Below are 24,452 nucleotides of genomic sequence, written 5' to 3' on the forward strand. Positions count from 1 at the left end.
ATATGAGAACAGATCAAAGAAATGTTAATAGCTTACGACCAATTATGATTACAACAGATTTTATTAAGCATCCAGAAGGCTCTGTATTTATTCAAGTAGGCGATACAAAAGTTATTTGTAATGCTACGATTGAAGACAGGGTTCCTCCTTTCATGCGTGGTCAAGGAAAAGGGTGGATTACGGCAGAATATGCGATGCTACCACGTGCTACCCAAGATAGAAATATTCGTGAATCTTCTAAAGGAAAGGTTTCAGGAAGAACGATGGAGATTCAGAGGCTAATTGGGCGTGCACTTCGCTCAGTAGTTGATTTGGATCAAATTGGTGAAAGAACGGTTTGGATTGATTGTGATGTCATTCAAGCAGATGGTGGTACAAGAACAGCCTCTATAACAGGAGCTTTTGTTGCAATGGTTCTTGCTTTTGGGAAGCTTTTACAAACGAATACATTAAAGAAAATGCCTGTAACAGACTTTCTTGCTGCTACATCGGTTGGTGTATTACCAGATGGAACGGAAATATTAGATTTGAACTATGAAGAAGATTCTATGGCTAATGTGGATATGAATATCGTTATGACTGGCTCTGGTGAGTTTGTAGAAATTCAGGGAACTGGTGAAGAGGCTACTTTTTCAATGGCGCAATTACAAACCTTGTTAGCATTAGCAAATGAGGGATTAAGTGAAATTTTTGCCGTACAGAAGAATGCAATTGGAGCATTATCAGAACGCATCGGTGAAACAGTAAAGTGAGGTGGTATGGAATGAAGGAGATCATTATTGCAACTAAAAATGAAGGTAAGGCGAAAGAATTTAAAGTTCTATTTGAACGGTATGGAATAAAAGCGACTTCATTATTGGATTTAGAACAAGAACTTCCAGATATTGAAGAAACGGGTTCTACCTTTGAAGAAAATAGTGCACTGAAGTCTGAAGGTATTGCGAATATCCTACAAATACCGGTTATGGCTGATGATTCTGGATTAGTAATTGATGCACTTGACGGTGAACCAGGAATTTTTTCTGCTCGGTATGCTGGTGAGCCTAAGGATGATAAGAAAAATATCGTGAAGGTATTAGAAAATTTAAAAGACGTTCCTACAGAGGAGCGTACTGCACGTTTCGTATGTGTGCTATCCGTTTCAATACCTGGTGAGACTACTATTTTTAAAAAAGGATATTGTGAAGGTACTATTGCTTTTGAAGAAAAAGGAAGTCATGGTTTTGGGTATGATCCAATCTTTATACCAGACGGATATAATCAGACTATGGCAGAGCTTGGTCCTGGAGAGAAGAACAAGATTAGTCACCGAAGAAATGCGATGGTTCAATTAGAAGATTGGATACAAAATCTACGTTAGTGGAGAGGATATCATGCCAAAAGTTGTTATTATGAGTGATAGCCACGGGTTAACGAAGGAAATAGCAATGATTAGAGAAAGAGAGAATGCTCCATATATTTTTCATTGTGGAGATTCTGAGTTAAATGAGCGGGCGAAAGAATTGGAAGGTGTATTTACCGTATCAGGAAACTGCGATTTATACGGTGAATTTCCGAATGAAATCATTAAAGAGATTAATGGACTAACATTCTTAGTTGTTCATGGGCATTTACATAATGTTAAAATGAATTTATTAAACTTATCCTACCGCGCAGACGAGGTCAATGCAGATATTATATGTTTTGGTCATTCTCATATCGCTGGTTTGGAGAAAGTTAGCGGTAAGCTATTTCTAAATCCAGGTAGTATACGACTACCAAGAATGCGAACCGAGAAGACGTATTGTGTGCTAGAATGGGAAGAAAGAGATAGAATTGCTGTAATGTATCGAACGGTTGAAGGGAAAATTGTAGAAGAATTATCTTACACAACTGCTTTAGATTAGAAATGGGAAGGGGGTGTATTCCAAGCACCCTTCCTGTTGAATATTTTGTAAATTGATAAAATGGATTTAAGTATTGACTTTTAGGTTGAAACTCCATATAATAATTTTTGTGACCCAAAAGGAAACATATATTGATATGCGGGTGTAGTTTAATGGTAAAACTCTAGCCACGAGCGAAACATCTAACGAATAAACTACGAGTTGCCTCGAGGAATATACTTCCTTGAAAAACTAGCAGACGCAGGGGCATGACTTGCGTGAGTAATAATAAAGTAAATATATACACATAATTGCGGGTGTAGTTTAATGGTAAAACTCTAGCCACGAGCGAAACATCTAACGAATAAACTACGAGTTGCCCCGAGGAATATACTTCCTTGAAAAACTAGCAGACGCAGGGGCATGACTTGCGTGAGTAATAATAAAGTAAATATATACACATAAATGCGGGTGTAGTTTAATGGTAAAACTCTAGCCTTCCAAGCTAATGTCGTGGGTTCGATTCCCATCACCCGCTCCATAAATATGTCCCAGTAGCTCAGCAGGATAGAGCAACAGCCTTCTAAGCTGTGGGTCGGGAGTTCGAATCTCTCCTGGGACGCCATTACATAACAGTTTAACCCTTGATATGACAAGGGTTTTAATAGTTAAGGGATGCTAACACAGATTTGAATACTGTGGCAGCATCTCTTTTTTTATCTCGAGAATAACGCTGCAAATTTCTATAGCCTCCTAGTTTATTTTACTGGAGGATGATACTGTTGAAGCGATCTATGCTGAACCCCCGGTGGTCTACCGTATGTTAGTTTTTCCTACTCTAAAAGGTCGAACGCCTTCGCCAACAATTCGATTCCCTTCATTCGATTCGCTGCACCAGGGAAATTCGGAATAATGGTTACTTCTTCTACTTGATAGTACGCTTTTAATTTAATCAGTTCCTCTTTCACATATTGGGCATCGCCGATGATTGCCTTTTTTCTTGTACGTTCAATCTTTTTCTTCTCAAATGAGCTGTATTCTTGTTTTTTTGCTGTTTCCACAGATGGAAAATATAGTGGGTTTTTAGCAGTTTCAAGTGATACCATCCAATCATCAAAAGCAAGGGCTAACTCTTCCGCCTCTTCTTTCGTTTCGGCAATAATGGTGAAAACGGCAATAGCAGAATTTGGTTTCTTCTGAAATACAGAAGGTCGGAAATGCTTCTTGTAGTCGGCAATCACGTCTATCCCGTTATCTAATGGCTTAACAAAATGAGCATAGGTTAAGGATAATCCATGTTCGGCGGCTATTTTGGTACTTTGACCACCTGCACCTAGCATCCAAATTTCTGGTTTTGTCGGTGTAACAGGTGTAGCGATTAGGTTTTGAAAACGATGCTCGCTAGAAGTATCATCTGTTAAATACTTCAAGACATCTTTTACAAGCTGTTCATAAGATAATCTTTCTTCTTTTTCTTCATTTAAAACCTGATTAACGAGTCTACCACCAGGGGAATTGCCAATGCCTAAATCAATGCGATTAGGATGGATTGCTTCCAGCATACGAAAATTCTCTGCTACTTTATATGGACTATAGTGGGGGAGCATTACCCCGCCAGAACCAATACGGATACGTTTGGTACGGCTTGCGAGATACATCATGAGCATTTCTGGAGTACTACTGGCAATCGAGAAGGCATGATGTTGTTCAGGTACCCAATATCGGTTATATCCCAATTGATCCGCAAGTTTTGCTAATTCTACTGTTTGAAGCAGTGCGTCTCGTGCGTTATTACCTTCATCAATTAGTGAATAATCTAGTATATTTAATGGAATCATGATGTAACTCCTTTGTATTTAAGTTTATATGTCATTTTCGTATATTTTGGTGCGAAAGGCAAATGAATGAACTATAAATTGCATAGGAGATCGGTACTTTATGAAGCACATCTTTTGCTTCTCTCTATGGTATTCCCATACAATATAGATGACCATAACTTTATACGGGAGGAATTATTATGGCAAAAGTAGCTTTTCTTCTAGCAAATGGATTTGAAGACTCAGAAATGAAAAATCCATATGAGGCAGTAAAAGAATCTGGACATGAGGTAGTGATTGTTGGGTTAGAAAAAGGTGCGGAATGTAAAGGCAAGAAAGGCACCGTTTCATACACAGCAGATCTTGGCGCATCTGAAGTAAAGGCTGCAGATTTTGATGCGGTTGTGATCCCGGGTGGAGGAGCACCAGAAGCATTACGTGTTAATGATGATGTGGTTCGTTTTGTAAAAGAAGTTAACGAAGCAGGTAAGTTAATTGCTGGGATTTGTCATGGTCCACAAGTTATGATTAGTGCGGATATCCTAAAAGGAAAAGAAGTAACAAGCTACATCGGAATTCGCGATGATGTGAAGTTAGCAGGCGCTAATTATCACGATAAAGAAGTAGTAGTAAGTGAAAACCTAGTAACATCACGTACACCTGCAGATGAACCTGCATTTATTCGTGAGATATTAGCAAGATTAGCTTAATAAAGTTATAAATATAGGGACGGGCAACTTAGTTCAACAAGTGTCCGTCCCTGATTGTTTAGGCTAGGAATCGAGTCAAACCTCTTAGAGTAAGGGGAGTGGCTCTTTTGTTATTTTTCATTGAGTATTATTCGTACCAGTATCAGCCTTATTCACTTTCTTTATTACGATAAAACCATTTATGATAAAGGTGTGATAAATAGTACGTTAACCAGACGGTTATAAAACTCCAGTACCACGTCCACTTCTTGTACTTAATTAGATTCGTATACTTAACAGCAAATAATTCAAAACCTGCTATGACAGAGGTGTGGAAGAAATAATAAAGCATCTTAATAAAAGCAGGGCGTTTTTCTGGATAATACAAATTAAATAAAGTGCATAGGGCAGGGTAGACAAAGTATTCAAATGTAAAGCTAGATTTAATGGACTTCGAAAAAAATAGACGCTTAGGATATATGATGAGCTTTTTCTCTACAACTAGTAAACCGAAAAGCCAAGTAATTAGATGCTTAAATAAGAATGCTATTTGTGCTTCACGGATTCTTTTTTTAGGAACAAAAATAAGTAGTAATATAGCAGTAATACCCCATGCGGATAATTCGATATTTCTATCCAGTTTATTTTTCATTAATAAAGTCACCTCTACTTTAGGGTGACTAGAAATTTTAGTTTTATGTACTTTTTAGTTAGAAAAAAGTAGTTGAGGTAGATTAATACTACCTAATTCTCTCTAAACTTTATCATTCATTAATCGTTAACGCCTTAGCGGGAGCATGGATTCTAAAAGTGAGAATTGTTTAGATATATGCTCCTCTGTTATGCCTCCGACAAGAGAAAGTATGCCTAATCCTTCAATAACAAACATGAAATTCTCAGCAAGCATATCAATTTTCTCATTTCGTAATACGCCTTGGCGAACACCCAATAAAAGTATCTCTAAAATGGTGGATTTAATGTGATGAAGTAAGGACTGTTGGAAATGCCGATTTTCTTCGTTTTTATGCGTAAATAAAAACTCATAGGTAGAACGTAGCATGCTATCTTCTAAATGAAGCAAACGTTGCTTTTGGACTATTAAATATGAATTCCAAAGCTCGAAGAAAGGGGTGTTTTCCGCTACTGCCCTTTTTACTGCCTCAAAGTTTCGATGATTTCTCCGTTTTACTACCTCCATATATATTTCGTCAACTGAGCTGAAGTAAAGATAGATGCCACCCCTGCTTATAGAGCACTCGTCAATAATGTCTTGCATGGTTACATTAATATACCCGTTACGACAGAAGACGTCTTTTGCATGCTTTAATATAGTAGCTTCTTTTTTTCTTCTTCTTTCTATGTTCGATGTTCTTACCATTGCATTACTCCTAACTAAATGATGGATGACGCTTTTGTTGTTATGTGATAAAATCTATTTCATAATATATGACACGTGTGTCATTAAGTCAATATGCTAAAGAGGTGAGGAAATGCAATTGCCACAAATAGGTTTTATCGGAGCTGGCAAGGTAGGCATTACACTCGGTAAATATTTTTCTGAATATAATATTCCCATCTTCGGTTATTACAGTAAAACAAAAGCAAGTTCTAATCACGCGGCATTAATAACAAGATCTAGAAGTGTAACGCTACAAGAAGTTGTTCAAAATAGTGATTTGCTTTTTCTAACGGTTCCAGATTCTGCCTTGCCGGGAGTGTGGGAGCAGATACGGCAATTTCCCCTTGAAGGAAAGGAAGTATGCCATTGTAGTGGAACATTAAGTTCTTCTGTATTTCAAGATATTGAAAAATGGAGGGCATTGGGATTTTCTCTACATCCTCTTTGTGCCATTCATGATATCAATACCTCCTATTTAAGCATGCAGGGGGTTCATTTCACCTTAGAGGGGGCAAAGGGTGGAAATCATATACATAAATTACTGTCTAAATTAGCAAACCCCATTGAACATATTGCTCCTGAGAATAAAATTCTCTATCATGCGGCAGCAGTGTTCTGTAGTAACTTGGTCATTGGTTTGACAAAAATGGGTACAGACTTATTTCTGGCTAGTGGATTGAGCGAGAGTTTTGCTCAAAAAGCATGGCGGACGCTTTTTGAGCAAAACGCACAAAATGTTGTACAAATGGGATTACTTGCTTCGTTAACAGGTCCTATTGAAAGAGGTGATGAGACTACCGTGAAATCACATTTACATACCCTTCAGGGGCCTCATCGGCAAATATATGAAGTACTTTCCAAGGAATTGCTTGAGTTAGCCAAACAAAAGCATCCTGAAAGAGACTATTCAAAGTTAGAGGAGGAAATGCTGATATGAAGAATACGGTATTAACATTACAACAGCAAAAACGTAATGGAGATAAAATTACAATGCTTACGGCTTATGATTACACTACTGCGAAGCTCATGGATAAGGCAGGAATAAACTGTCTGTTGGTAGGTGATTCCCTTGGGATGGTAATGCTTGGATATGATAGTACGCTTCCTGTCACAATGGAAGATATGATACACCATACAAAGGCTGTAGCTAGAGGTGCAGAAAACGCTTTTGTCGTGGCGGATCTTCCATTTATGGCCTATCAAGTATCTGTAGAAGAAGCGGTCAGAAATGCTGGTAGATTAGTTAAAGAAGCGGGTGCACAAGCTGTCAAGTTAGAAGGCGGTAAGGAAGTGTGTGCCCAGATAGAGGCAATTAATCAAGCATCTATTCCAGTAATAGGGCATCTTGGATTGACACCGCAATCGGTAAATGTTCTTGGAGGGTATAAGGTACAAGGACGTGAACACGATGCAGCAGTTAAGCTATTGGAGGATGCATTAGCAGTAGAAAAAGCTGGTGCTGTAGCACTCGTGCTAGAGTGTGTACCGGCAACATTTGCTGAATGGATATCGAGCATACTAACTATACCAACAATTGGGATTGGTGCTGGAGCTGGTTGTGATGGCCAAGTCTTGGTGTACCAGGATATGCTTGCGATGTTTAGTGACTTATCTCCGAAGTTCGTGAAGAAGTATGGTGCTGTAGGTAACTTAATGAAAGAAAGCTTTGAACGCTATGCTCAAGAAGTGAAGGACGGTATCTTCCCAGGAGAGGAGCACATATATAATATGGATGAGGAAGTGTTAAATGAACTAAAAAAACAGTTCGAGGAGGAACAAAATGAATATCGCTAAGACCATTAAAGAGACAAGGCAGATTGTACAACAATGGAAAAATGAAAATCTTACGATTGGCTTTGTACCTACTATGGGATATTTACATGAGGGGCATGCGAGTTTGATAAGGCGTGCAGCTGAGGAGAATGATCGAGTTGTTGTTAGCGTCTTTGTTAATCCAATACAGTTTGGTCCATCTGAGGATTTGGATAAGTATCCTAGAGATATTGAAATGGACAAAAGGATATGTGAAGCAAATGGTGCTCACCTTATATTTGTCCCTGGGGTAGATGAATTATATCCTTTTGGTTTTAGCACATATGTTGATGTGGAAGGTCCATCAAAGGGACTTTGTGGGGGGAGTAGGCCCGGGCACTTTCGTGGAGTTTGCACGGTTGTTGCAAAGTTGTTTCATATTGTCCAACCAGACAGCGCATTCTTTGGTATGAAAGATGCGCAGCAACTTGCTGTTATCCGTAGAATGACCGAAGATCTATGTTTTCCGGTTCGGATTGTTGGTTGTCCCATTGTTAGGGAGTCGGATGGTTTAGCGCTTAGTTCTAGAAATAATTACCTAAATGATGTGGAGAGAAAAGCTGCATTATGTTTGTCTCAAGGTCTTGATGAGGGATTAAGATTGATCGAGAATGGTGAAAGAAATACACATGTAATAAAATCTGCTGTACGTAAAAAAATTGAACAAGAACCGCTTGCACGGGTAGATTATGTTGAAGCTGTTGATCCGAACACTATCCAGGGTATAGATTATATAAAAGAATCCATTCTATGTGCAGTAGCTGTTTTTATTGGTAATACAAGATTGATTGATAATTTTATTTGGGAAGAGGCATAACAAATGAATGTAACCATGTTAAAAGGAAAACTACATAGAGCTAAGGTAACTGAGGCGAATCTTAATTATGTTGGTAGTATTACAATCGATGAGCATTTAATGGAAGCTGCAGGGATATTAGAGTATGAACTAGTCCAAGTGGTCGATATAAATAATGGAAGTAGATTTGAAACGTATGTTATTAAGGGAGAACGGGGCTCGGGAATGGTTTGTTTAAATGGAGCAGCTGCCCGGTTGGTCCAAGTTGGAGATAACGTAATTATAATGAGCTATGCTCAGTTATCACTTGAAGAAACAGCTAATCATAAACCAAAAGTGGTATTGTTAAGTGAAGATAATCAAATTATGGAATTGACTGATAGTATTACACACGGAGGGCAAGCAAGAAGTTAATCTGTACTATATAGCCATCTCAATCTAACCTGGAAATATTTGTAATTAACGGTCTAATGGGCCTTAGCTCGAATTTTTAAGGTGATTGCCATCCACTCTGCTACAGAGGTTCATTACGTATAAACGGATCGTTTAGAAGTAAAAAGTAGCTATTTTCTATTTGTAGGTGAATTTTAGTATAATGGACAAGTAGGTTGAAAATGCTTTTCCCTTTGTTTCTCTTTACTTTAAGCTAGGAAATGAATTCGGCTATGTGTCTATAACGTGGTAAAAAGTAGTCATAAATCGGATACGCTAGCATCAAATTAGAATATGCATGTATGATAAGGTAAGGGAGGCTAGGGGATGCTAAAGTTTTTGAAGTACTTGTTTATTACCGTGTTGGTCCTTATCGGTATAGGATATGGTGTCTATTATGTTGGCATAAATCTAGCATCAGATAAATTGATGGAAGCTTTAACTGCACAATTAGAGAATAGCGGTGAATTGGAAAAGATAAAAAGAGCAATAGAAGGTGATCCGGAATTACGAGCTTTTCTACAGGATGCTCAATCTGTCGATGAAAGTACATTGCCATTTACAACGAAGGAGGAAGCTGCCAGACTTTTAGTGCAAAAAGTGGGTATATCGGGACTACAAGATATTCAAACGAAGGCAGAACAAGGTCGCATTACGAAGGATGAACTTATCCACGAAATGGAACAGAAATTAACAGATAAAGAGATAAAGGCATTAAAAGTAATAGCATATAAGGAACTATATAAATAGGTTTTGGTATTGAAGGAAGTTATGAAACGTATAAAATTCTCCCTTTCGATAAATTGCTTTTCCTTTAGGATTATGCAATTATATAACATGATATATTTCAAAAAATTTACTGGAGACCTTAGAAGGTTTCTTTTTTTACATGTATTAGGTAAAGAGAAAGAAGTGTAAGCACACCATGTTTACTGCTACGTATTCTTCTTATCAGATTGGTTTAAAATAGCGTAATAGTATTAAGGGAGGAAGGCTATGAATCATGATGACGAAAATATCATTATCTTTCCGAAATACGGAATGACCTTAAAGGAAGAGGGATTCCAAGCATTACAAGAGAAACGGTATAATGATGCATTATCGAAATTGAATGAGTTGTTACAATATAATATACATGATCATGAAGTGATTATTGGCAAATTAATGTGCTTAATGGAGTTGGGTCACTATCAAGAGGCTGAAGAATTGTGCGAAAGTATGATTGAGAATAAACAAGATGAACACTATTTCCACTATATACATATTTATTTAACGATAGTGTTCCAAACGAATAAATATGATGTATTAATGGATTTGATCGAAGTGGAGTTAGCTTCGGAAAATCTACCTACAATGTTACGAGAGCAATTTACCGAGCTATATAATATGAGTGAAAAAATGGAGTCAGATATAGTAGAAAAGCAGTCAACTATATTTATTGAAGAGCTACTGGAAGCTGTTTCCCTTTCGAACCATGAAAAGCAGTGGCAAACAATAACAAGGCTACGTTCTATGGAAGCTGAGCTAGATAATCGGGTAATCCAATTATTAGGACAAAATGAGGTACATCCAGTGGTGAAAACTGCTATCTTCTGTTGGCTACAAGAACAACATGTTACAAAGCAAGTTGATGTAGAAAAACAGGGCGTGAAAATTAATGTAAAACCTCATGATGTTCCAGAGATAGCAATGCACCCTACCTTTAAAGGGACATTAGCCCACCTACATGAAGTGGAGCAGGAGAACCCAACCTTATATCACTTTTTAAATCAGTTGCTCTATCGTTATTTTTATGTTCAATACCCGATTCTACCACCCGAATCCGACGCAGAACTACTGGCGGAGAGCTTGAAGATGATAGGCTATCAAATAATGAATCAACAAGGACTACCATCTATGCAAGATAAGGGGAAGGTAGTGGTGTATCGAGATGATATCTTAACCAGTGAGCAGTTATATTTATCTATCATTGAGGAATAAATCAAAACTTTAGCTTATGTCTTGAAAGGCTTAGTAATTATGTTATAATAAGATGGTTGCAATTTTAGAAAAGTGTTTATAAAAATACTTAAATGAATCTAATTAATGAAATTAAGTAGTTAATGGAAATAATAGATTTTTGGAGGGAAAAATATATGTCAGTAAAATGGGAAAAAAAAGAAGGAAATGAAGGAGTTTTAACTTTTGAAGTTTCTGCAGAAGAGTTTGAAACTGCTTTAGATAAAGCCTTCAAGAAAGTAGTAAAAACAGTTCAAGTTCCTGGGTTTCGTAAAGGTAAAATGCCTCGCCCAATTTTTGAAAAGCGCTTTGGTGTAGAAGCATTATACCAAGATGCAGTGGATATCGTATTACCTGAAGCATATACGAAAGCTGTTGAAGAATCTGGTATCGAGCCAATTGATCAACCTAGCATTGATATTGAACAAATCGAAAGAGGTCAAACATTAGTATTTACTGCTGATGTAACAGTTAAGCCTGAAGTTAAGCTTGGCGAGTATAAAGGTCTTGAAGTAGAAGAATTAGATTCTACTATTACAGATGAAGATGTAGATAACGAATTACAACAACTTAGAGAGCGTCATGCTGAACTAGTGGTAAAAGAAGAAGGTACTGTTGAAGAAGGCGACACGGTTGTAATGGATTTTGAAGGTTTCTTAGATGGTGAAGCTTTCGATGGCGGAAAAGGTGAAAACCATTCTCTTGAAATTGGTTCAGGTCAATTTATACCTGGATTTGAAGAACAACTAGTTGGTAAAGAGGCTGGCGTGGAAACTGAAATCCAAGTAACATTCCCAGAGGATTACCATGCGGAAGATTTAGCTGGTAAAGAAGCTACTTTCAAAGTAACAATTCATGAAATTAAATCAAAAGAACTTCCAGAGCTAGATGACGAGTTCGCTAAAGATGTCGATGATGAAGTGGAAACTCTAGAAGAGCTTAAAGCGAAAAAACGTGAAGAGCTTGAAACTGAGAAGAAGCAATCTGCTGAAAATGCAAAACGTGAAGAATTAATTAACAAAGCTTCTGAAAATGCAGAAGTAGAAGTTCCAGAAGTAATGGTTGAAACAGAACTTGATCGTATGATGCGTGAATTTGAACAACGCCTACAAATGCAAGGGATGACATTAGACCTTTACTACCAATTCTCTGGTCAAGATGAGAATGCTTTAAAAGAGCAAATGCGTGAAGATGCTGGTAAACGTGTCAAAACTAATCTAACTCTTGAAGCTATTGTGAAAGCTGAAAACCTTGATGTTACAGATGAAGATATAAAAGCTGAGTTAGAAAACATGGCTTCTATGTATGGCGTAGACACAGAGCAACTAACACAAATGCTTGGTGGTAACACAGAACCAATTAAAGAAGATCTATTATTCCGTAAAGCAATTGATTTCTTAGTGGATAATAGTAAAACAGTTGCATAATATAATAATGGACTGGTAATATACAACAAAAAACAAGGTGCGAAAATTCGTACCTTGTTTTTTTAAACAGAAAAGGATGTATATTCAAAGGATCCTAGCTTCGTAAGCAAGCAACAAGTAAGACTTACCACATCTATAGACTTCGATAAATGGAGTACCTTGTACTTTTCTTGCTTTCGAGAATGGTTTTCTTTAGTAATTTTATGTGTAATTTAGTATGATAAGAAACAAAGCAGTGTAAGAATCAGTATCAATTTTATTAGGTATCGTGTCATATACTAAATAAATCACACGAAAATAGGTTATCTGTAACATCGTAAAGAGAAAATAAATGGTATATACTACTTAGAGAACAGAGCAAAGTGTATATTATTTTGTTTTCAAAACGCCATCTGATATGATATCTATTATAACTGAACGTTTTGTGTTATTGACCAGAAATTTTAGGGGTGAAAAATTAATGTTCAAATTTAATGAAGAAAAGGGACAGCTAAAATGTTCATTTTGTGGTAAGAGTCAAGAACAAGTACGAAAGTTAGTTGCTGGTCCTGGTGTTTATATATGTGATGAATGTATTGAACTATGTACTGAAATTGTAGAAGAAGAATTAGGTACCGAAGAGGAAATGGAATTCAAAGAGGTTCCGAAGCCTAAAGAGATTTGTGAAATCTTAGATGATTACGTAATCGGACAAAAACAGGCGAAGAAGAACCTATCTGTAGCAGTATATAACCACTACAAACGTATCAATTCACCAAAGTCTACCGATGATGTTGAATTATCAAAAAGTAATATTGCAATGATCGGTCCTACTGGTAGTGGTAAAACACTACTTGCTCAAACTTTAGCTCGTATTCTCAATGTTCCATTTGCAATGGCGGACGCGACCTCTCTTACAGAAGCAGGATATGTTGGGGAAGATGTTGAGAACATTCTTCTAAAGCTAATCCAAGCTGCGGATTATGATATAGAAAAGGCCGAAAAAGGTATCATATACATTGATGAGATAGACAAGGTTGCTCGTAAATCAGAAAATCCTTCTATTACAAGAGATGTTTCTGGGGAAGGTGTACAGCAAGCACTTCTAAAAATACTAGAAGGAACCGTTGCTAGTGTGCCTCCTCAAGGAGGTCGTAAGCATCCGCATCAAGAGTTTATCCAGATTGACACAACGAATATCTTATTTATTTGTGGTGGAGCATTTGATGGAATTGAACAAGTGATTAAGAGAAGACTTGGTAAGAAAGTTATTGGTTTCGGCGCTAATGAAAAACAAGAAGAATTAGATAAAGGCCAACTCCTTTCTAAAGTGTTACCGGAGGATTTACATCGTTATGGTCTAATTCCTGAATTCATTGGAAGACTTCCAGTGATCGGTAGCCTTGAACCATTGGATGAGGAAGCATTAATTGAAATTTTAACAAAGCCTAAGAACGCACTTGTTAAGCAATACGAAAAACTATTCCAAATAGATAATGTTGAACTTGAATTTGAAGAAGATGCTCTAGTTGAAATTGCTAAGAAGGCAATCGAACGCAACACAGGTGCTCGTGGATTACGTTCTATTCTAGAAACCATCATGCTAGATGTGATGTTTGAACTTCCATCAAGAGAAGATATTACGAAGTGCGTAATTACGAAAGATACAGTAATCAATGAGAATGGTAGTCCAAGACTATATTTCACGGATGGTACTGTAGCTGAAGGAATTACGAAGCTTCCAAAAGAAAGTGCGTAAGTTTTACATTCAGGTAAGAAGAGGCTGACTAGGATTCTTGTCCCAACCAGATGAACCATCTGAAGCGGAATGAAAGTCCCTAGTTAGTCTTTTTTATTTTCATGACAAGGAAAAGAATTACCGAGACACTCTGAGGGTAAGCTAAATAATGTCACAGTCGTGCTCTTTTGTTTTACAAAGTTAATACACTTCTATAAACTTTAATATACATAAAATTTAATTCAATTTATTATTTGGAGGTACATACTAAGATGAATAATGATACAAAACAGGTTCCCCTCCTCCCGTTACGTGGTTTATTAGTATTTCCAACGATGGTGTTACATCTTGATGTAGGTAGAGATAAGTCTGTTGCTGCAATAGAGAAAGCTATGGTGGATGACCAGATTATCTTCTTAGCTGCTCAAAAGAAAGTAAGTATCGATGAACCTAAGCCTGATGAAATATATCGTATTGGAACACTGGCGAAGATTAAGCAAATGTTAAAGCTTCCTAATGGAACATTTCGTGTGCTGGTTGAAGGCTTAAATAGAGGAGAAATAATTCGATTCATAGATGAGGATAATGAGTTTACAGTTGAAGTTCAGGAATTAGAAGAGGTTTCTGGTGATTGGTTAGAGGAAGAAGCTCTCATGCGAAATATTCGGAAGCAATTTGAGCAATATGTAAAAGTTTCTAGAAAAATTACGAAAGAAACTCTGGCTACAGTTAGTGATATAGAAGAGCCAGGAAGATTAGCAGATATTATTACCTCACACTTATCATTGAAATTAAAAGATAAACAAGAGCTATTAGAGATGGTTAACACGAAAGAACGATTACAGCATCTGATCAATTTAATTTCTAACGAAAAGAAAGTTTTAGATTTGGAGAAAAAAATTGGGCAGCGTGTAAAATCCTCCATGGAGAAAACACAAAAGGAATACTATCTTCGTGAACAACTAAAGGCAATTCAACAAGAACTCGGTGATAAGGATGGTAAATCTGGTGAGGTAAGTGATTTACGGGAAAAGATTGAGAAATCCAATATGCCTGAACGAATCATGGAGGTCGCTTTAAAAGAATTAGGACGTTATGAAAAGGTTCCACAGTCATCTGCAGAGAGCTCTGTGATTCGAAACTATTTAGATTGGCTGTTAGCATTGCCATGGACGGAAAAGTCTCAAGATACAATTGAGATTCCACGTGCACAAGAAATATTGGATAAAGATCATTATGGTCTTAATAAAGTTAAAGAACGGATATTAGAATACTTGGCAGTTCAAAAGTTAACTAATTCTATAAAAGGGCCTATTCTTTGTCTTGTTGGGCCACCGGGTGTTGGTAAAACATCTTTAGCAAAATCCATCGCTAAATCGGTAAATCGCAACTTTGTGCGAATCTCTCTAGGTGGAGTTCGAGATGAAGCGGAAATCAGAGGACATAGAAGAACATACATTGGTGCTATGCCAGGGCGAATCATCCAAGGAATGCGCAAAGCAAAGACCATTAATCCAGTATTTTTATTAGATGAGATTGATAAAATGTCTAATGACTTCAGAGGAGATCCTTCCTCTGCCATGCTCGAAGTATTAGATCCAGAGCAGAACAATAGCTTTAGTGACCATTTTATTGAAGAGACATACGATTTATCGAATGTTTTATTTATTGCTACAGCTAACTATGTTAATAACATTCCTGGACCATTATTAGACCGTATGGAGCTCATATCACTTTCCGGTTATACAGAGATGGAGAAGCTTTATATTGCCAAAGAGCATCTTTTCCCTAAACAACTGAAAGAGAATGGCTTGAAAAAAAGCAATCTCCAAGTTAGAGATGAAGCATTGCTCAAATTAATTCGTCTATATACAAGAGAAGCTGGTGTACGTACACTAGAGCGGCAGATTGCTAAGGTATGCCGTAAAGCAGCAAAACTTATTGTATCGAACGAGAAAAAACGAGTGGTTGTAACAGAAAAGAGTTTAGAGGAGTTGCTCGGTAAACCGATTTTCCGATATGGTCAAATGGAAAAAGAAAACCAAATTGGAGCAGCAACCGGACTTGCGTATACTACGGTTGGTGGTGATACATTATCTATCGAAGTATCACATTATCCTGGAAAAGGTAAATTAACGCTGACAGGTAAGCTTGGTGATGTTATGCGTGAATCTGCTCAAGCTGCATTTAGCTATATTCGCTCTAGAGCAGAGGAGCTTGGCATCCAACAAGATTTTCATGAAAAGTATGATATTCACATTCATGTTCCTGAAGGTGCCACACCTAAGGACGGTCCTTCTGCAGGAATAACAATGGCAACGGCGCTAGTGTCTGCCCTATCGAACCGTGCCGTAAAAAAAGAAGTAGCCATGACAGGGGAAATTACATTAAGAGGACGTGTGCTTCCGATTGGTGGACTAAAAGAGAAGACCTTGAGTGCACATCGTGCGGGTATCACGACAATTATCTTCCCAGAAGATAATAAAAAGGATCTAGATGATATTCCAGAAAGTGTAAGAAATGAATTAACCTTTATCCCAGTAAATCATCTGGACCAAGTATTAAAGCATGCCCTAGTGGAGGAGAAAAATGAAAGTAACAAACGCTGAAATTGTAATTAGTGCCGTTAGTAAGAAACAATATCCAAACGATCAACTACCTGAAATTGCTCTAGCAGGCCGATCCAATGTTGGGAAATCATCGTTTATTAATAAGTTAATCAACCGCAAGAACCTAGCGCGAACATCATCAAAACCAGGTAAAACACAAACATTGAACTTCTATCGAATCAATGACGCCTTTTATTTTGTCGATGTTCCTGGATATGGATATGCGAAGGTTTCCAAAACCGAACGTGAAAAATGGGGAGTCATGATGGAAGAATATTTTCAGACTCGTGAGACATTAAAGGCTGTATTACTTATAACCGATATTCGCCATGAGCCAACTCGTGACGATATCCAAATGTATGAATTCTTAAAGCATTTTGATCTTCCTGTAGTGGTTGTTGCAACGAAATTAGATAAAATTCCAAAAGGGAAACGAGCACAACATATTAAACGAACCATTAATACGCTACAAGTGGACAAAGGTGATCTCGTGTTGCCTTTCTCAGCGGAAACTGGTGAAGGTAAAGATGAAGCTTGGGGAATTTTGAAGAAGTATTTATAGTGTAAACGTAATAATAAGAAAATAGATGGAAAACCGAATGATACACGAGCAGAGTCATTGCTCATCATTCGGTTTTTTTTGGAGAGAATTAATTTTGTGCCCAGCTCTTTTTAAGATGCAAGGGGCAACCGTGTGAAGTTTACCAACCGCAAAATATAATTACATCCATCTTTTTCCGTCACAGCAGCCTGCAAAATATTGGACATTTTGATGAATTCCTACTGCAAGACAGTATTATGAAGCAATTGTAAGAGATGAGTACTTATATGCCTATAATAAAGTTAGTGCATCTTATATCAATATTAATCTGATTATTTCCAATTCGATGTTCAATTTATATCTTGTTATACTTTTGAAGTGGGAAATGAGTGAATCATTTCAAAATAACAAGAGAGGGAGAAATTTGTTATACTATGAGAAAACTGAAAATTACACTATTTTTCGCGTTTTTATTAGTTGTACTAGCTGCATGTGGGTCAGAGGAGAGCCCCGATGATACATCAGATAATCAAGCACATAATGAAGATCAAAACCGAAGTTCAGAATATGCATTGTTAGAGGAAGGTAAGCTAATTTTTGCTGCTTCAGGTGAGTTCAAGCCGTTTAGTTATATGGAAGGTGCTGAAATGGTTGGTTATGATATTGCGGTAGCAGAAGCAATTGCTGAAAAACTTGGTCTAGAACCAGTAGTCCAAAAGGCTAAGTTTTCCGGAATTGTTACAGGAGTGAATGAAGGACGTTACGATATTGCGGTTGCGAGTCATACCATAACAGATGAACGACTAGAAAAAGTTAACTTCTCCATACCGTATTATTATTCAGGTCCAGTTATTTATACAAGACCAGATAGTGACATACAATCAGCTGCAGACCTAAACGGGAAGGAAATATCTGTTTCGAGAGGCTCAACCTATGTAGAAATAGCACAAGAGTATACAGATAATATTCCACAAGTAGATAGTGATGTAGTGGCATTGCAATCATTAGCATCCGGGCATCACGATGCTGTCATAACGGATGAAATCACGGGACAATCGGCAATTCAGAATGGTTTAGAGATTGAAAATCGTGGGCAATTAGGTGTCAGTGAGCAAGCTGTCGCTGTAAACAAAGAGAATGATGCTTTGTTAGAAGCTATTAATGGTGCACTTCAAGAATTAAAGGATAGTGGAGAGCTAGCTAAATTAGCTGAAGAATGGGTCGGTGTTGACATTACGCAAGAACCAGAAGAATTAGAGTAATTTCCATCGAGTAAAATGATAAGGAGTTGGAACACTTGTCTCATTTTCTACAAGTATTTATAAATAGCTATCCTTTATTTCTTCAAGGTCTGAAGATAACCATCTATTTATCCATCGCATCGCTAGTAATTGCTTTTGTAATCGGTTTATTCTTTGCCATTCTTAAAATCTCCAACATTAGACCACTTCAATGGATTGCAGATGCGTATATTTGGGTGATAAGAGGTACGCCATTAATAGTTCAGATTTTTGTTCTGTATTATGGCATTACAGAACTCATCTTGATTAATGCATTTTGGGCTGGTGCTATAGGGCTAGCCATCCATAGTGGTGCATATATTGCTGAGATTATTCGCGGAACTATTCAGTCGATTGATAAAGGTCAAATGGAAGCAGGGCGTTCCTTAGGGATGACCAAGCCGCAAACAATGAGAAGAATCATTCTCCCACAAGCATTTCGTCGAGCGATTCCTTCCCTTGGTAATCAATTTATCATTGGAATTAAAGATTCGTCATTAGTTTCCTTTATTGGAGCACAGGAGCTATTTGGAGTTTCAAGTTCCTTAGGATCAAACTCTTTTGATTTCCTAACATTCTATTCCATTGCTGCCGTCTATTATTTATTTATTGTGTTTATCCTAACGGCTGTAGTAAATAGGGTAGAAAAGAAATTAGCAAAAAGTGATTAAGGGAGGTAAACGAAATGGCTAGGAGAAAAATGGTTCGGGTGGAACAATTAAATAAATCATTCGGTGATTTACATGTATTGAAAGATATTGATCTTACGGTAGAAGAAAGTGATGTTGTCGTATTAATTGGTGCAAGTGGCTCCGGTAAAAGTACGTTGTTACGTTGCATCAATTTTCTTGAGTTAAAGGATGACGGTAAGATATTCCTGGAAGAGGTTCAGATTGAAAAAGATTCACATGACTTAAATCATATTCGTCAACGGGTAGGGATGGTTTTTCAGCATTTTAATCTCTTTCCACATAAAACGGTATTAGAAAACATCATCGAGGCCCCAGTATTAGTTAAAAAACTTCCTAAGAAAACAGCAATAGAAGAGGCAAAAGTATTGCTTGATAAAGTAGGACTTGGTGACAAGTATGATGTCTATCCTTCAACATTATCAGGTGGACAGAAACAGCGTGTGGCAATCGCTCGATCCCTTGCAATGAAACCAGATGTGATGTTATTTGATGAACCAACCTCTGCATTAGACCCTGAATTAGTGGGTGAAGTTCTGACAACTATGAAGGAGCTAGCTGATGAAGGAATGACCATGGTAGTTGTCACACATGAAATGGGGTTTGCTAGAGAAGTGGCGGACTGGGTTGTGTATATGCATGACGGAAAAATTGTAGAATACGGAAAACCGGATGGAATTTTTGAACAACCAAAGGAAGATCGAACGAGAGCTTTCTTAAGTTCAATTTTATAACAATAAAGGGTTCTCTTAGGAAACGACCTAAGAAAACCCTTTTTATTTTTTCTTTAATAAGTATATCCCGATTACAACTAGCACGATTGGCCAATAAACTTGTGCGAAATTCACTACATCATGTATCCAATCAAACCATGGTGGAATATTAACCGAAAAGATGAAAACACCAGATAGTAAAGTAAGAATAAGCCCCGGTAGTAAGCCCTTTTTTGTTTTGATATAACGAATCAAAAAGGCGATACCTATAATGAGAGGGTACATGGCCCAATGGTCAATCCAGAAGCTATAATGTCTAATTCCATGGAAATGTATTCCGAATCCTAATAAGAGCGTTCCGCTAAATAGTAAATTATAATCCTTTACCTTAAAGCTATAGATTAGCATCGCAAGGCCAATAATAATTAATATGGTAGGCCAAGAATAAAAGTCAGTAAAGATAGGCAACTTTAATTGTCTAAATAAAAAATATAAACCAATGCCAATTAGCAAGTAGGCTGTAAGGGTATTTTTATTTTTCATTTCCTCACCTTTCGCGTGTTCATATACTGTATGTTGATTTCTTGATTCTTATAGTATGGTGTGTTAGAGTACATCTGAGTTTATCTTTATGATAGCATATATTTTTAAAACATACTTTCATAATCTGTTCACAAAACCAAAAAACGAAACGTTTGTACTGTGATATACTAGTTACAGTATGAAATCTAGGTTGAATTTGAACCGCTATATTTTCGGAGGAGAGATACGGTGCATATTTTAAAAGTTGGTTTAAATTACAAAACAGCCCCTGTCGAAATTAGAGAAAAACTAACTTTCTCAGAAAACTCTCTTCAGGATGCTATGCAAGAATTAAAAACAAGAAAAAGTATATTAGAAAATGTCATCTTATCAACCTGTAATCGTACAGAGATCTATGCTGTAGTAGATCAACTACATACAGGGCGTTATTATATAAAGCAGTTTCTAGCTGATTGGTTTCATGTTGATAAAGAAGAGCTTGCCTCTTTTTTAAGAATAACAGAGGATGATGGGGCTTTTGAGCATTTATTTAGAGTTTCATCAGGACTTGATTCTATGGTGCTTGGGGAAACGCAAATACTTGGACAAGTTAAACAGGCTTTCCTATCTTCACAAGAAGTAAAAGCTACTGGAACCATTTTTAACGAGTTATTTAAGCAAGCCATTACCTTTGCTAAACGAGCTCAAAAAGAAACTGCCATCGGTGAAAATGCCGTCTCGGTTAGCTATGCTGCTGTCGAATTAGCCAAGAAAATCTTTGGAACGTTGCAAGATAAACATGTCGTAATTGTTGGTGCTGGAGAGATGGGCGAACTTGCTGCTAAAAACTTACAAGGATCTGGAGCTACGAAAATAACGGTAGTAAACCGAACTTTGGAAAAGGCAAATATGCTAGCAGAACAGTTTCATGCACAAGCAGAACAGCTGGATAACTTAAGTGCAGTCTTAGAAAATACCGATATATTAATCAGTTCTACTGGATCAGATTCGTTTGTCATGACACATGACATGCTAGAACCAATTCAAAAGAAACGTAAAGGACGACCTTTATTTTTAGTAGATATTGCTGTTCCTAGAGATTTGGATCCTGAATTAGGGAAATTAGATAATGTATTTTTATATGATATTGATGATTTACAACATATCGTGGATGAGAATCTAGAAACGCGTAAGAAAGCTGCAGAGCAAATTGAATTACAACTAGAGAAAGAAATCATTACCTTTAAAGAATGGATGAAAACATTAGGTGTTGTTCCAGTAATATCTGCATTAAGGAAAAAAGCACTTTGCATTCAAGCTGAAACAATGAAAAGTATTGAGCGAAAGATGCCTGACTTAACTGACCGAGAGAAGAAGGTATTAAGTAAGCACACGAAAAGTATTATTAATCAATTACTTAAGGATCCGATTACACAAGCAAAAGAACTAGCAGGCACAGATAATGCAAGTGAGGCGTTACAGCTATTTGTTGATATCTTTGGTATTGAAGAAGAAGTGAAAGAAGAGTTCGCTAAACAAGCAGTTAAAAATGATGAATTACTTCAATCATTAAAGAAAGAGATTCCATTAGCGAGTAAATTTGCGGAAGTAACGCAGTAAAGGGTTTGTCGTATGGTAGAGGTACGTTGGATCTATGAAGGAATACTATGTGTTTATGCATTAAGTCTGATATGTTATTTTATTGATTTTGTACAGCAAAACCGGAAGGCAAATGTATCTGCCTTCTGGTTACTTTGTATGGTTTGGCTCTTTCAAACCGTTTTTTTATTATCTACTGTTATAACAGAGAATCGATTTCCTATTGCAACGTTAACCGATAGCTTATATTTTTACGCATGGGTATTAGTGACCTTTTCTGTACTAATGAATCGCTTATTTAAAACGTATTTCATGGTGTTTTTTATTAATTTGTTTGGATTTTTTGTCTTACTGATGCATATATCGCTTGTCGCGAAAAACCAGGTGACAGAGAGTGGGATACAGCTTGTTGATGAAATATTAATTGCACATATTTCCTTGGCAATTCTCTCATACGGTTTCTTTACCATTTCGTTTATATTTTCTCTTATGTATATTGTGCAATATCATTTCTTAAAAGAAAAGAAAGCGATAAAATGGGTATGGAAATTAGGGGACTTAAACCGACTAGAGCGTTATACGTTTCGTACGATCACCATTGGTGTCCCATTATTATTAATTGGTATCATTTTAGGATTTGCGTGGGCATATACCGAGGATGTTGAATTTTATTGGTTTGATTTAAAAACAATAGGGTCGATACTAGTTTTGGGTATCTATATCACGTATTTACTACTACGAGTTGTACGGCGAATGGCTGGAAAATCTCTTGCTACCTACAATGCTTTTGCATTTTTTATATTGATTATTAACTTCTTTTTATTTACTAGGCTCTCAAATTTTCACATTTAACTAGGAGGATTACTATGCGTAAAATTATCGTTGGATCTAGACAGAGCAACCTTGCCCTAACTCAGACGAATTGGGTGATTAACGAGCTGAAAAAGGCAGGAGTGGAAAACGAGTTTGAGGTTAAAAAGATTGTAACCAAAGGAGATAAAATCCTGGACGTCACACTGTCTAAAGTTGGTGGTAAAGGATTATTCGTCAAGGAAATAGAAAAAGCTCTCTATGATAAGGAGATTGATTTTGCAGTTCACAGTATGAAAGATATGCCTGCTGCATTACCAGAAGGCTTAATTATCTCAGCTATTCCAGTTAGGGAAGATCACCGGGATGCCCTTATATCGAAAAATCAAGTTCCATTAAGAGAGTTACCAGAAGGAGCAGTAGTTGGTACGAGTAGTCTTCGCCGTGCTGCGCAAATCCTTGCTGAAAGACCGGATCTTGAAATTAAATGGATTCGTGGAAATATAGAAACGAGAATTCGTAAATTACAAGAAGAAGATTACGATGCCATTATCTTAGCAGTCTCTGGATTAAAGCGTGTCGGCTTAAATGAGGATCTGATTACAGAGTACTTAGAACCAGACGTTTGTGTGCCTGCGGTAGGTCAAGGGGCACTTGCTATTGAAAGCCGTGAAGATGACCAAGAATTAAATGATATACTAGCAAAAATAAATGATGCTTATACCGTTAAAACCGTGACTGCTGAAAGGACTTATTTGAATTTATTAGAAGGTGGCTGCCAAATTCCCATCGGCGGATTCGCTCATTTAGAAAATGAAGATGTCGTCCTAAACGCCCTTGTTGGTACACCAGATGGTAAAACCATTCTTAAAGAAGTCGTACGAGGTACAGACCCGGTACAGGTTGGAAAAGAAGCGGCGGAGAAGTTGTTACGACTAGGTGCAAAAGATATTATTGAACGCGTAAAAGAGGAGTTAGATCAGTAATGCTTCCATTAGCAGGGAAGAATGTATTGGTTACCAGGGAAGCGAGTTTGGCAAAAAAATTTACCAATCAACTCCTTGATAATGGGGCTAATGTATATGAGGTACCTTTATTAAAGATTACCAGTAGAAGCGCAGTAGATATCGTACAAAGATTACAGAATATGGATACGTTAGAATGGATTTTTTTCACGAGTGTAAATGGTGTGGATTGTTTTTTTTCTATCCTAGAGGAAGAGGACGTAACACTGGATAATGTGAAAATTGCTGTTGTAGGAAAAAAAACTGCAACAGTTCTAGCTAACTATGGATATAAGCCCGATTTTGTCCCGTCTATTTACGATGGTGAAAATCTAGTAATAGAGTTTCTAGAAAAATATCAGGAAATAAAACAGGTCTTATTAGTTCAAGGTAATAGATCTAGAGATGTTGTTGCGAAGGGTTTATCTAAGGCTGGTGTTCAACACCAATCCTTGGTCGTCTATGATACAAATTATAATTTTGATGTTGAAACTAAATTAAGACAGGTGCTAGAGAAAGTATCATTTGATTTTATTACATTTACAAGTCCATCTACGGTCGAAGCTTTTACAACGTTTTCTACTAGGACATTACCAGAGTATACGAAAATTGTTTGTATTGGAAGGACAACAGAAGCAAGGGCGAGACAGCTTGGCCTTAAGAATATAATTACTCCAGAAACCTATACGATTGAGTCTATGATTGAAGTAATGTGTAATGAATAAAAGAGAGG

25 protein-coding genes and 2 tRNA genes are annotated in these 24,452 nt (G+C 37.1%); 23 read left to right on the forward strand and 4 right to left on the reverse strand.

Annotation, left to right across the window (positions count from 1 at the left end):
* Nucleotides 1–2 precede the first annotated feature (2 nt).
* From rph to ACSKT4_RS08460, 5 genes are all read left to right on the forward strand, one after another.
* Nucleotides 3–752 (forward strand): ribonuclease PH, encoded by a 750-nt coding sequence (gene rph, locus ACSKT4_RS08440; RefSeq protein WP_186870253.1) that lies wholly within the window; start codon nucleotides 3–5, stop codon nucleotides 750–752.
* 11 nt (nucleotides 753–763) lie between these two features.
* Entirely contained in the window at nucleotides 764–1,360 is a 597-nt protein-coding gene (locus ACSKT4_RS08445; RefSeq protein ID WP_186870254.1) for an XTP/dITP diphosphatase, read from the forward strand.
* A gap of 13 nt (nucleotides 1,361–1,373) precedes the next feature.
* Nucleotides 1,374–1,886 (forward strand): metallophosphoesterase, encoded by a 513-nt coding sequence (locus ACSKT4_RS08450; protein ID WP_186870255.1) that lies wholly within the window; start codon nucleotides 1,374–1,376, stop codon nucleotides 1,884–1,886.
* 446 nt (nucleotides 1,887–2,332) lie between these two features.
* Nucleotides 2,333–2,406, forward strand: a tRNA-Gly gene (locus tag ACSKT4_RS08455).
* A 7-nt stretch (nucleotides 2,407–2,413) separates the two neighbouring features.
* Nucleotides 2,414–2,490 (forward strand) — tRNA-Arg (locus ACSKT4_RS08460).
* A 208-nt stretch (nucleotides 2,491–2,698) separates the two neighbouring features.
* On the opposite strand, the gene ACSKT4_RS08465 is transcribed toward ACSKT4_RS08460, so the two are convergent.
* The gene (locus tag ACSKT4_RS08465) at nucleotides 2,699–3,703 is read right to left on the reverse strand and encodes an LLM class flavin-dependent oxidoreductase (RefSeq protein WP_186870256.1); all 1,005 of its coding nucleotides are present in this window, start codon (nucleotides 3,701–3,703) and stop codon (nucleotides 2,699–2,701) included.
* 179 nt (nucleotides 3,704–3,882) lie between these two features.
* Here ACSKT4_RS08465 and ACSKT4_RS08470 point away from each other — a divergent pair, with 179 nt between their 5' ends.
* Nucleotides 3,883–4,392, forward strand: coding sequence for a type 1 glutamine amidotransferase domain-containing protein (locus tag ACSKT4_RS08470; protein ID WP_222619048.1), 510 nt, complete (start codon nucleotides 3,883–3,885; stop codon nucleotides 4,390–4,392).
* Between the two features lie 148 nt (nucleotides 4,393–4,540).
* Here ACSKT4_RS08470 and ACSKT4_RS08475 read toward each other — a convergent pair whose 3' ends face one another.
* Both ACSKT4_RS08475 and ACSKT4_RS08480 read right to left on the reverse strand, forming a co-directional pair.
* A complete protein-coding gene (locus ACSKT4_RS08475) occupies nucleotides 4,541–5,023 on the reverse strand; it encodes a CBO0543 family protein (protein ID WP_186870257.1) in 483 nt (160 codons plus the stop codon).
* A gap of 126 nt (nucleotides 5,024–5,149) precedes the next feature.
* Complete coding sequence (locus tag ACSKT4_RS08480; RefSeq protein ID WP_186870258.1) at nucleotides 5,150–5,749, reverse strand: TetR/AcrR family transcriptional regulator; 600 nt, start codon at nucleotides 5,747–5,749, stop codon at nucleotides 5,150–5,152.
* Between the two features lie 112 nt (nucleotides 5,750–5,861).
* Here ACSKT4_RS08480 and ACSKT4_RS08485 point away from each other — a divergent pair, with 112 nt between their 5' ends.
* The 13 genes from ACSKT4_RS08485 to ACSKT4_RS08545 all read left to right on the forward strand — a co-directional run bounded on the left by ACSKT4_RS08485 (nucleotide 5,862) and on the right by ACSKT4_RS08545 (nucleotide 19,805).
* The gene (locus tag ACSKT4_RS08485) at nucleotides 5,862–6,707 is read left to right on the forward strand and encodes a Rossmann-like and DUF2520 domain-containing protein (RefSeq protein WP_186870259.1); all 846 of its coding nucleotides are present in this window, start codon (nucleotides 5,862–5,864) and stop codon (nucleotides 6,705–6,707) included.
* Nucleotides 6,704–7,564 (forward strand): 3-methyl-2-oxobutanoate hydroxymethyltransferase, encoded by an 861-nt coding sequence (panB, locus tag ACSKT4_RS08490; RefSeq protein WP_186870260.1) that lies wholly within the window; start codon nucleotides 6,704–6,706, stop codon nucleotides 7,562–7,564. Before ACSKT4_RS08485 ends, panB begins: the two co-directional genes overlap by 4 nt.
* Nucleotides 7,551–8,399: a pantoate--beta-alanine ligase gene (gene panC / locus ACSKT4_RS08495; RefSeq protein WP_186870261.1), complete on the forward strand. Its 849-nt coding sequence runs from the start codon at nucleotides 7,551–7,553 to the stop codon at nucleotides 8,397–8,399. Before panB ends, panC begins: the two co-directional genes overlap by 14 nt.
* A gap of 3 nt (nucleotides 8,400–8,402) precedes the next feature.
* A complete protein-coding gene (gene panD / locus ACSKT4_RS08500) occupies nucleotides 8,403–8,792 on the forward strand; it encodes an aspartate 1-decarboxylase (protein WP_186870262.1) in 390 nt (129 codons plus the stop codon).
* Between the two features lie 345 nt (nucleotides 8,793–9,137).
* Nucleotides 9,138–9,560, forward strand: a complete 423-nt coding sequence (locus tag ACSKT4_RS08505) for a hypothetical protein (RefSeq protein ID WP_186870263.1) — start codon at nucleotides 9,138–9,140, stop codon at nucleotides 9,558–9,560.
* Between the two features lie 246 nt (nucleotides 9,561–9,806).
* Nucleotides 9,807–10,790: a tetratricopeptide repeat protein gene (locus ACSKT4_RS08510; RefSeq protein ID WP_465823185.1), complete on the forward strand. Its 984-nt coding sequence runs from the start codon at nucleotides 9,807–9,809 to the stop codon at nucleotides 10,788–10,790.
* Between the two features lie 155 nt (nucleotides 10,791–10,945).
* Complete coding sequence (gene tig, locus ACSKT4_RS08515; RefSeq protein ID WP_186870265.1) at nucleotides 10,946–12,235, forward strand: trigger factor; 1,290 nt, start codon at nucleotides 10,946–10,948, stop codon at nucleotides 12,233–12,235.
* Between the two features lie 460 nt (nucleotides 12,236–12,695).
* Complete coding sequence (clpX, locus tag ACSKT4_RS08520) at nucleotides 12,696–13,973, forward strand: ATP-dependent protease ATP-binding subunit ClpX (RefSeq protein ID WP_186870266.1); 1,278 nt, start codon at nucleotides 12,696–12,698, stop codon at nucleotides 13,971–13,973.
* 251 nt (nucleotides 13,974–14,224) lie between these two features.
* On the forward strand, nucleotides 14,225–16,561 hold the full coding sequence (gene lon, locus ACSKT4_RS08525; RefSeq protein ID WP_186870267.1) for an endopeptidase La: 2,337 nt from the start codon (nucleotides 14,225–14,227) through the stop codon (nucleotides 16,559–16,561).
* Entirely contained in the window at nucleotides 16,542–17,123 is a 582-nt protein-coding gene (gene yihA, locus ACSKT4_RS08530; protein WP_186870268.1) for a ribosome biogenesis GTP-binding protein YihA/YsxC, read from the forward strand. The genes lon and yihA overlap by 20 nt, the downstream gene beginning before the upstream one ends.
* Before the next feature lie 413 nt (nucleotides 17,124–17,536).
* The gene (locus ACSKT4_RS08535) at nucleotides 17,537–18,364 is read left to right on the forward strand and encodes a transporter substrate-binding domain-containing protein (protein WP_211741236.1); all 828 of its coding nucleotides are present in this window, start codon (nucleotides 17,537–17,539) and stop codon (nucleotides 18,362–18,364) included.
* A 26-nt stretch (nucleotides 18,365–18,390) separates the two neighbouring features.
* Complete coding sequence (locus ACSKT4_RS08540) at nucleotides 18,391–19,053, forward strand: amino acid ABC transporter permease (RefSeq protein ID WP_186870270.1); 663 nt, start codon at nucleotides 18,391–18,393, stop codon at nucleotides 19,051–19,053.
* Nucleotides 19,054–19,082: 29 nt separating this feature from the next.
* Nucleotides 19,083–19,805: an amino acid ABC transporter ATP-binding protein gene (locus tag ACSKT4_RS08545; RefSeq protein WP_465823212.1), complete on the forward strand. Its 723-nt coding sequence runs from the start codon at nucleotides 19,083–19,085 to the stop codon at nucleotides 19,803–19,805.
* A 42-nt stretch (nucleotides 19,806–19,847) separates the two neighbouring features.
* On the opposite strand, the gene ACSKT4_RS08550 is transcribed toward ACSKT4_RS08545, so the two are convergent.
* Nucleotides 19,848–20,327 carry a LiaI-LiaF-like domain-containing protein gene (locus ACSKT4_RS08550; protein ID WP_186870271.1) on the reverse strand — a complete coding sequence of 160 codons (480 nt, stop codon included), beginning with the start codon at nucleotides 20,325–20,327 and terminating at the stop codon, nucleotides 19,848–19,850.
* A gap of 228 nt (nucleotides 20,328–20,555) precedes the next feature.
* On the opposite strand from ACSKT4_RS08550, the gene hemA reads away from it, so the two are divergent.
* Genes hemA through ACSKT4_RS08570 form a run of 4 tightly spaced genes read left to right on the forward strand, consistent with a single transcriptional unit; the run spans nucleotide 20,556 to nucleotide 24,444 of the window.
* Complete coding sequence (gene hemA, locus ACSKT4_RS08555; RefSeq protein ID WP_186870272.1) at nucleotides 20,556–21,926, forward strand: glutamyl-tRNA reductase; 1,371 nt, start codon at nucleotides 20,556–20,558, stop codon at nucleotides 21,924–21,926.
* A gap of 12 nt (nucleotides 21,927–21,938) precedes the next feature.
* Complete coding sequence (locus tag ACSKT4_RS08560) at nucleotides 21,939–22,757, forward strand: cytochrome C assembly family protein (RefSeq protein WP_211741237.1); 819 nt, start codon at nucleotides 21,939–21,941, stop codon at nucleotides 22,755–22,757.
* A 14-nt stretch (nucleotides 22,758–22,771) separates the two neighbouring features.
* Entirely contained in the window at nucleotides 22,772–23,701 is a 930-nt protein-coding gene (gene hemC, locus ACSKT4_RS08565; RefSeq protein ID WP_186870274.1) for a hydroxymethylbilane synthase, read from the forward strand.
* Nucleotides 23,701–24,444 carry a uroporphyrinogen-III synthase gene (locus ACSKT4_RS08570; RefSeq protein ID WP_186870275.1) on the forward strand — a complete coding sequence of 248 codons (744 nt, stop codon included), beginning with the start codon at nucleotides 23,701–23,703 and terminating at the stop codon, nucleotides 24,442–24,444. The genes hemC and ACSKT4_RS08570 overlap by 1 nt, the downstream gene beginning before the upstream one ends.
* The last annotated feature ends 8 nt before the right edge of the window (nucleotides 24,445–24,452 follow it).

It is taken from the genome of Ornithinibacillus liuyingii (assembly GCF_055550225.1).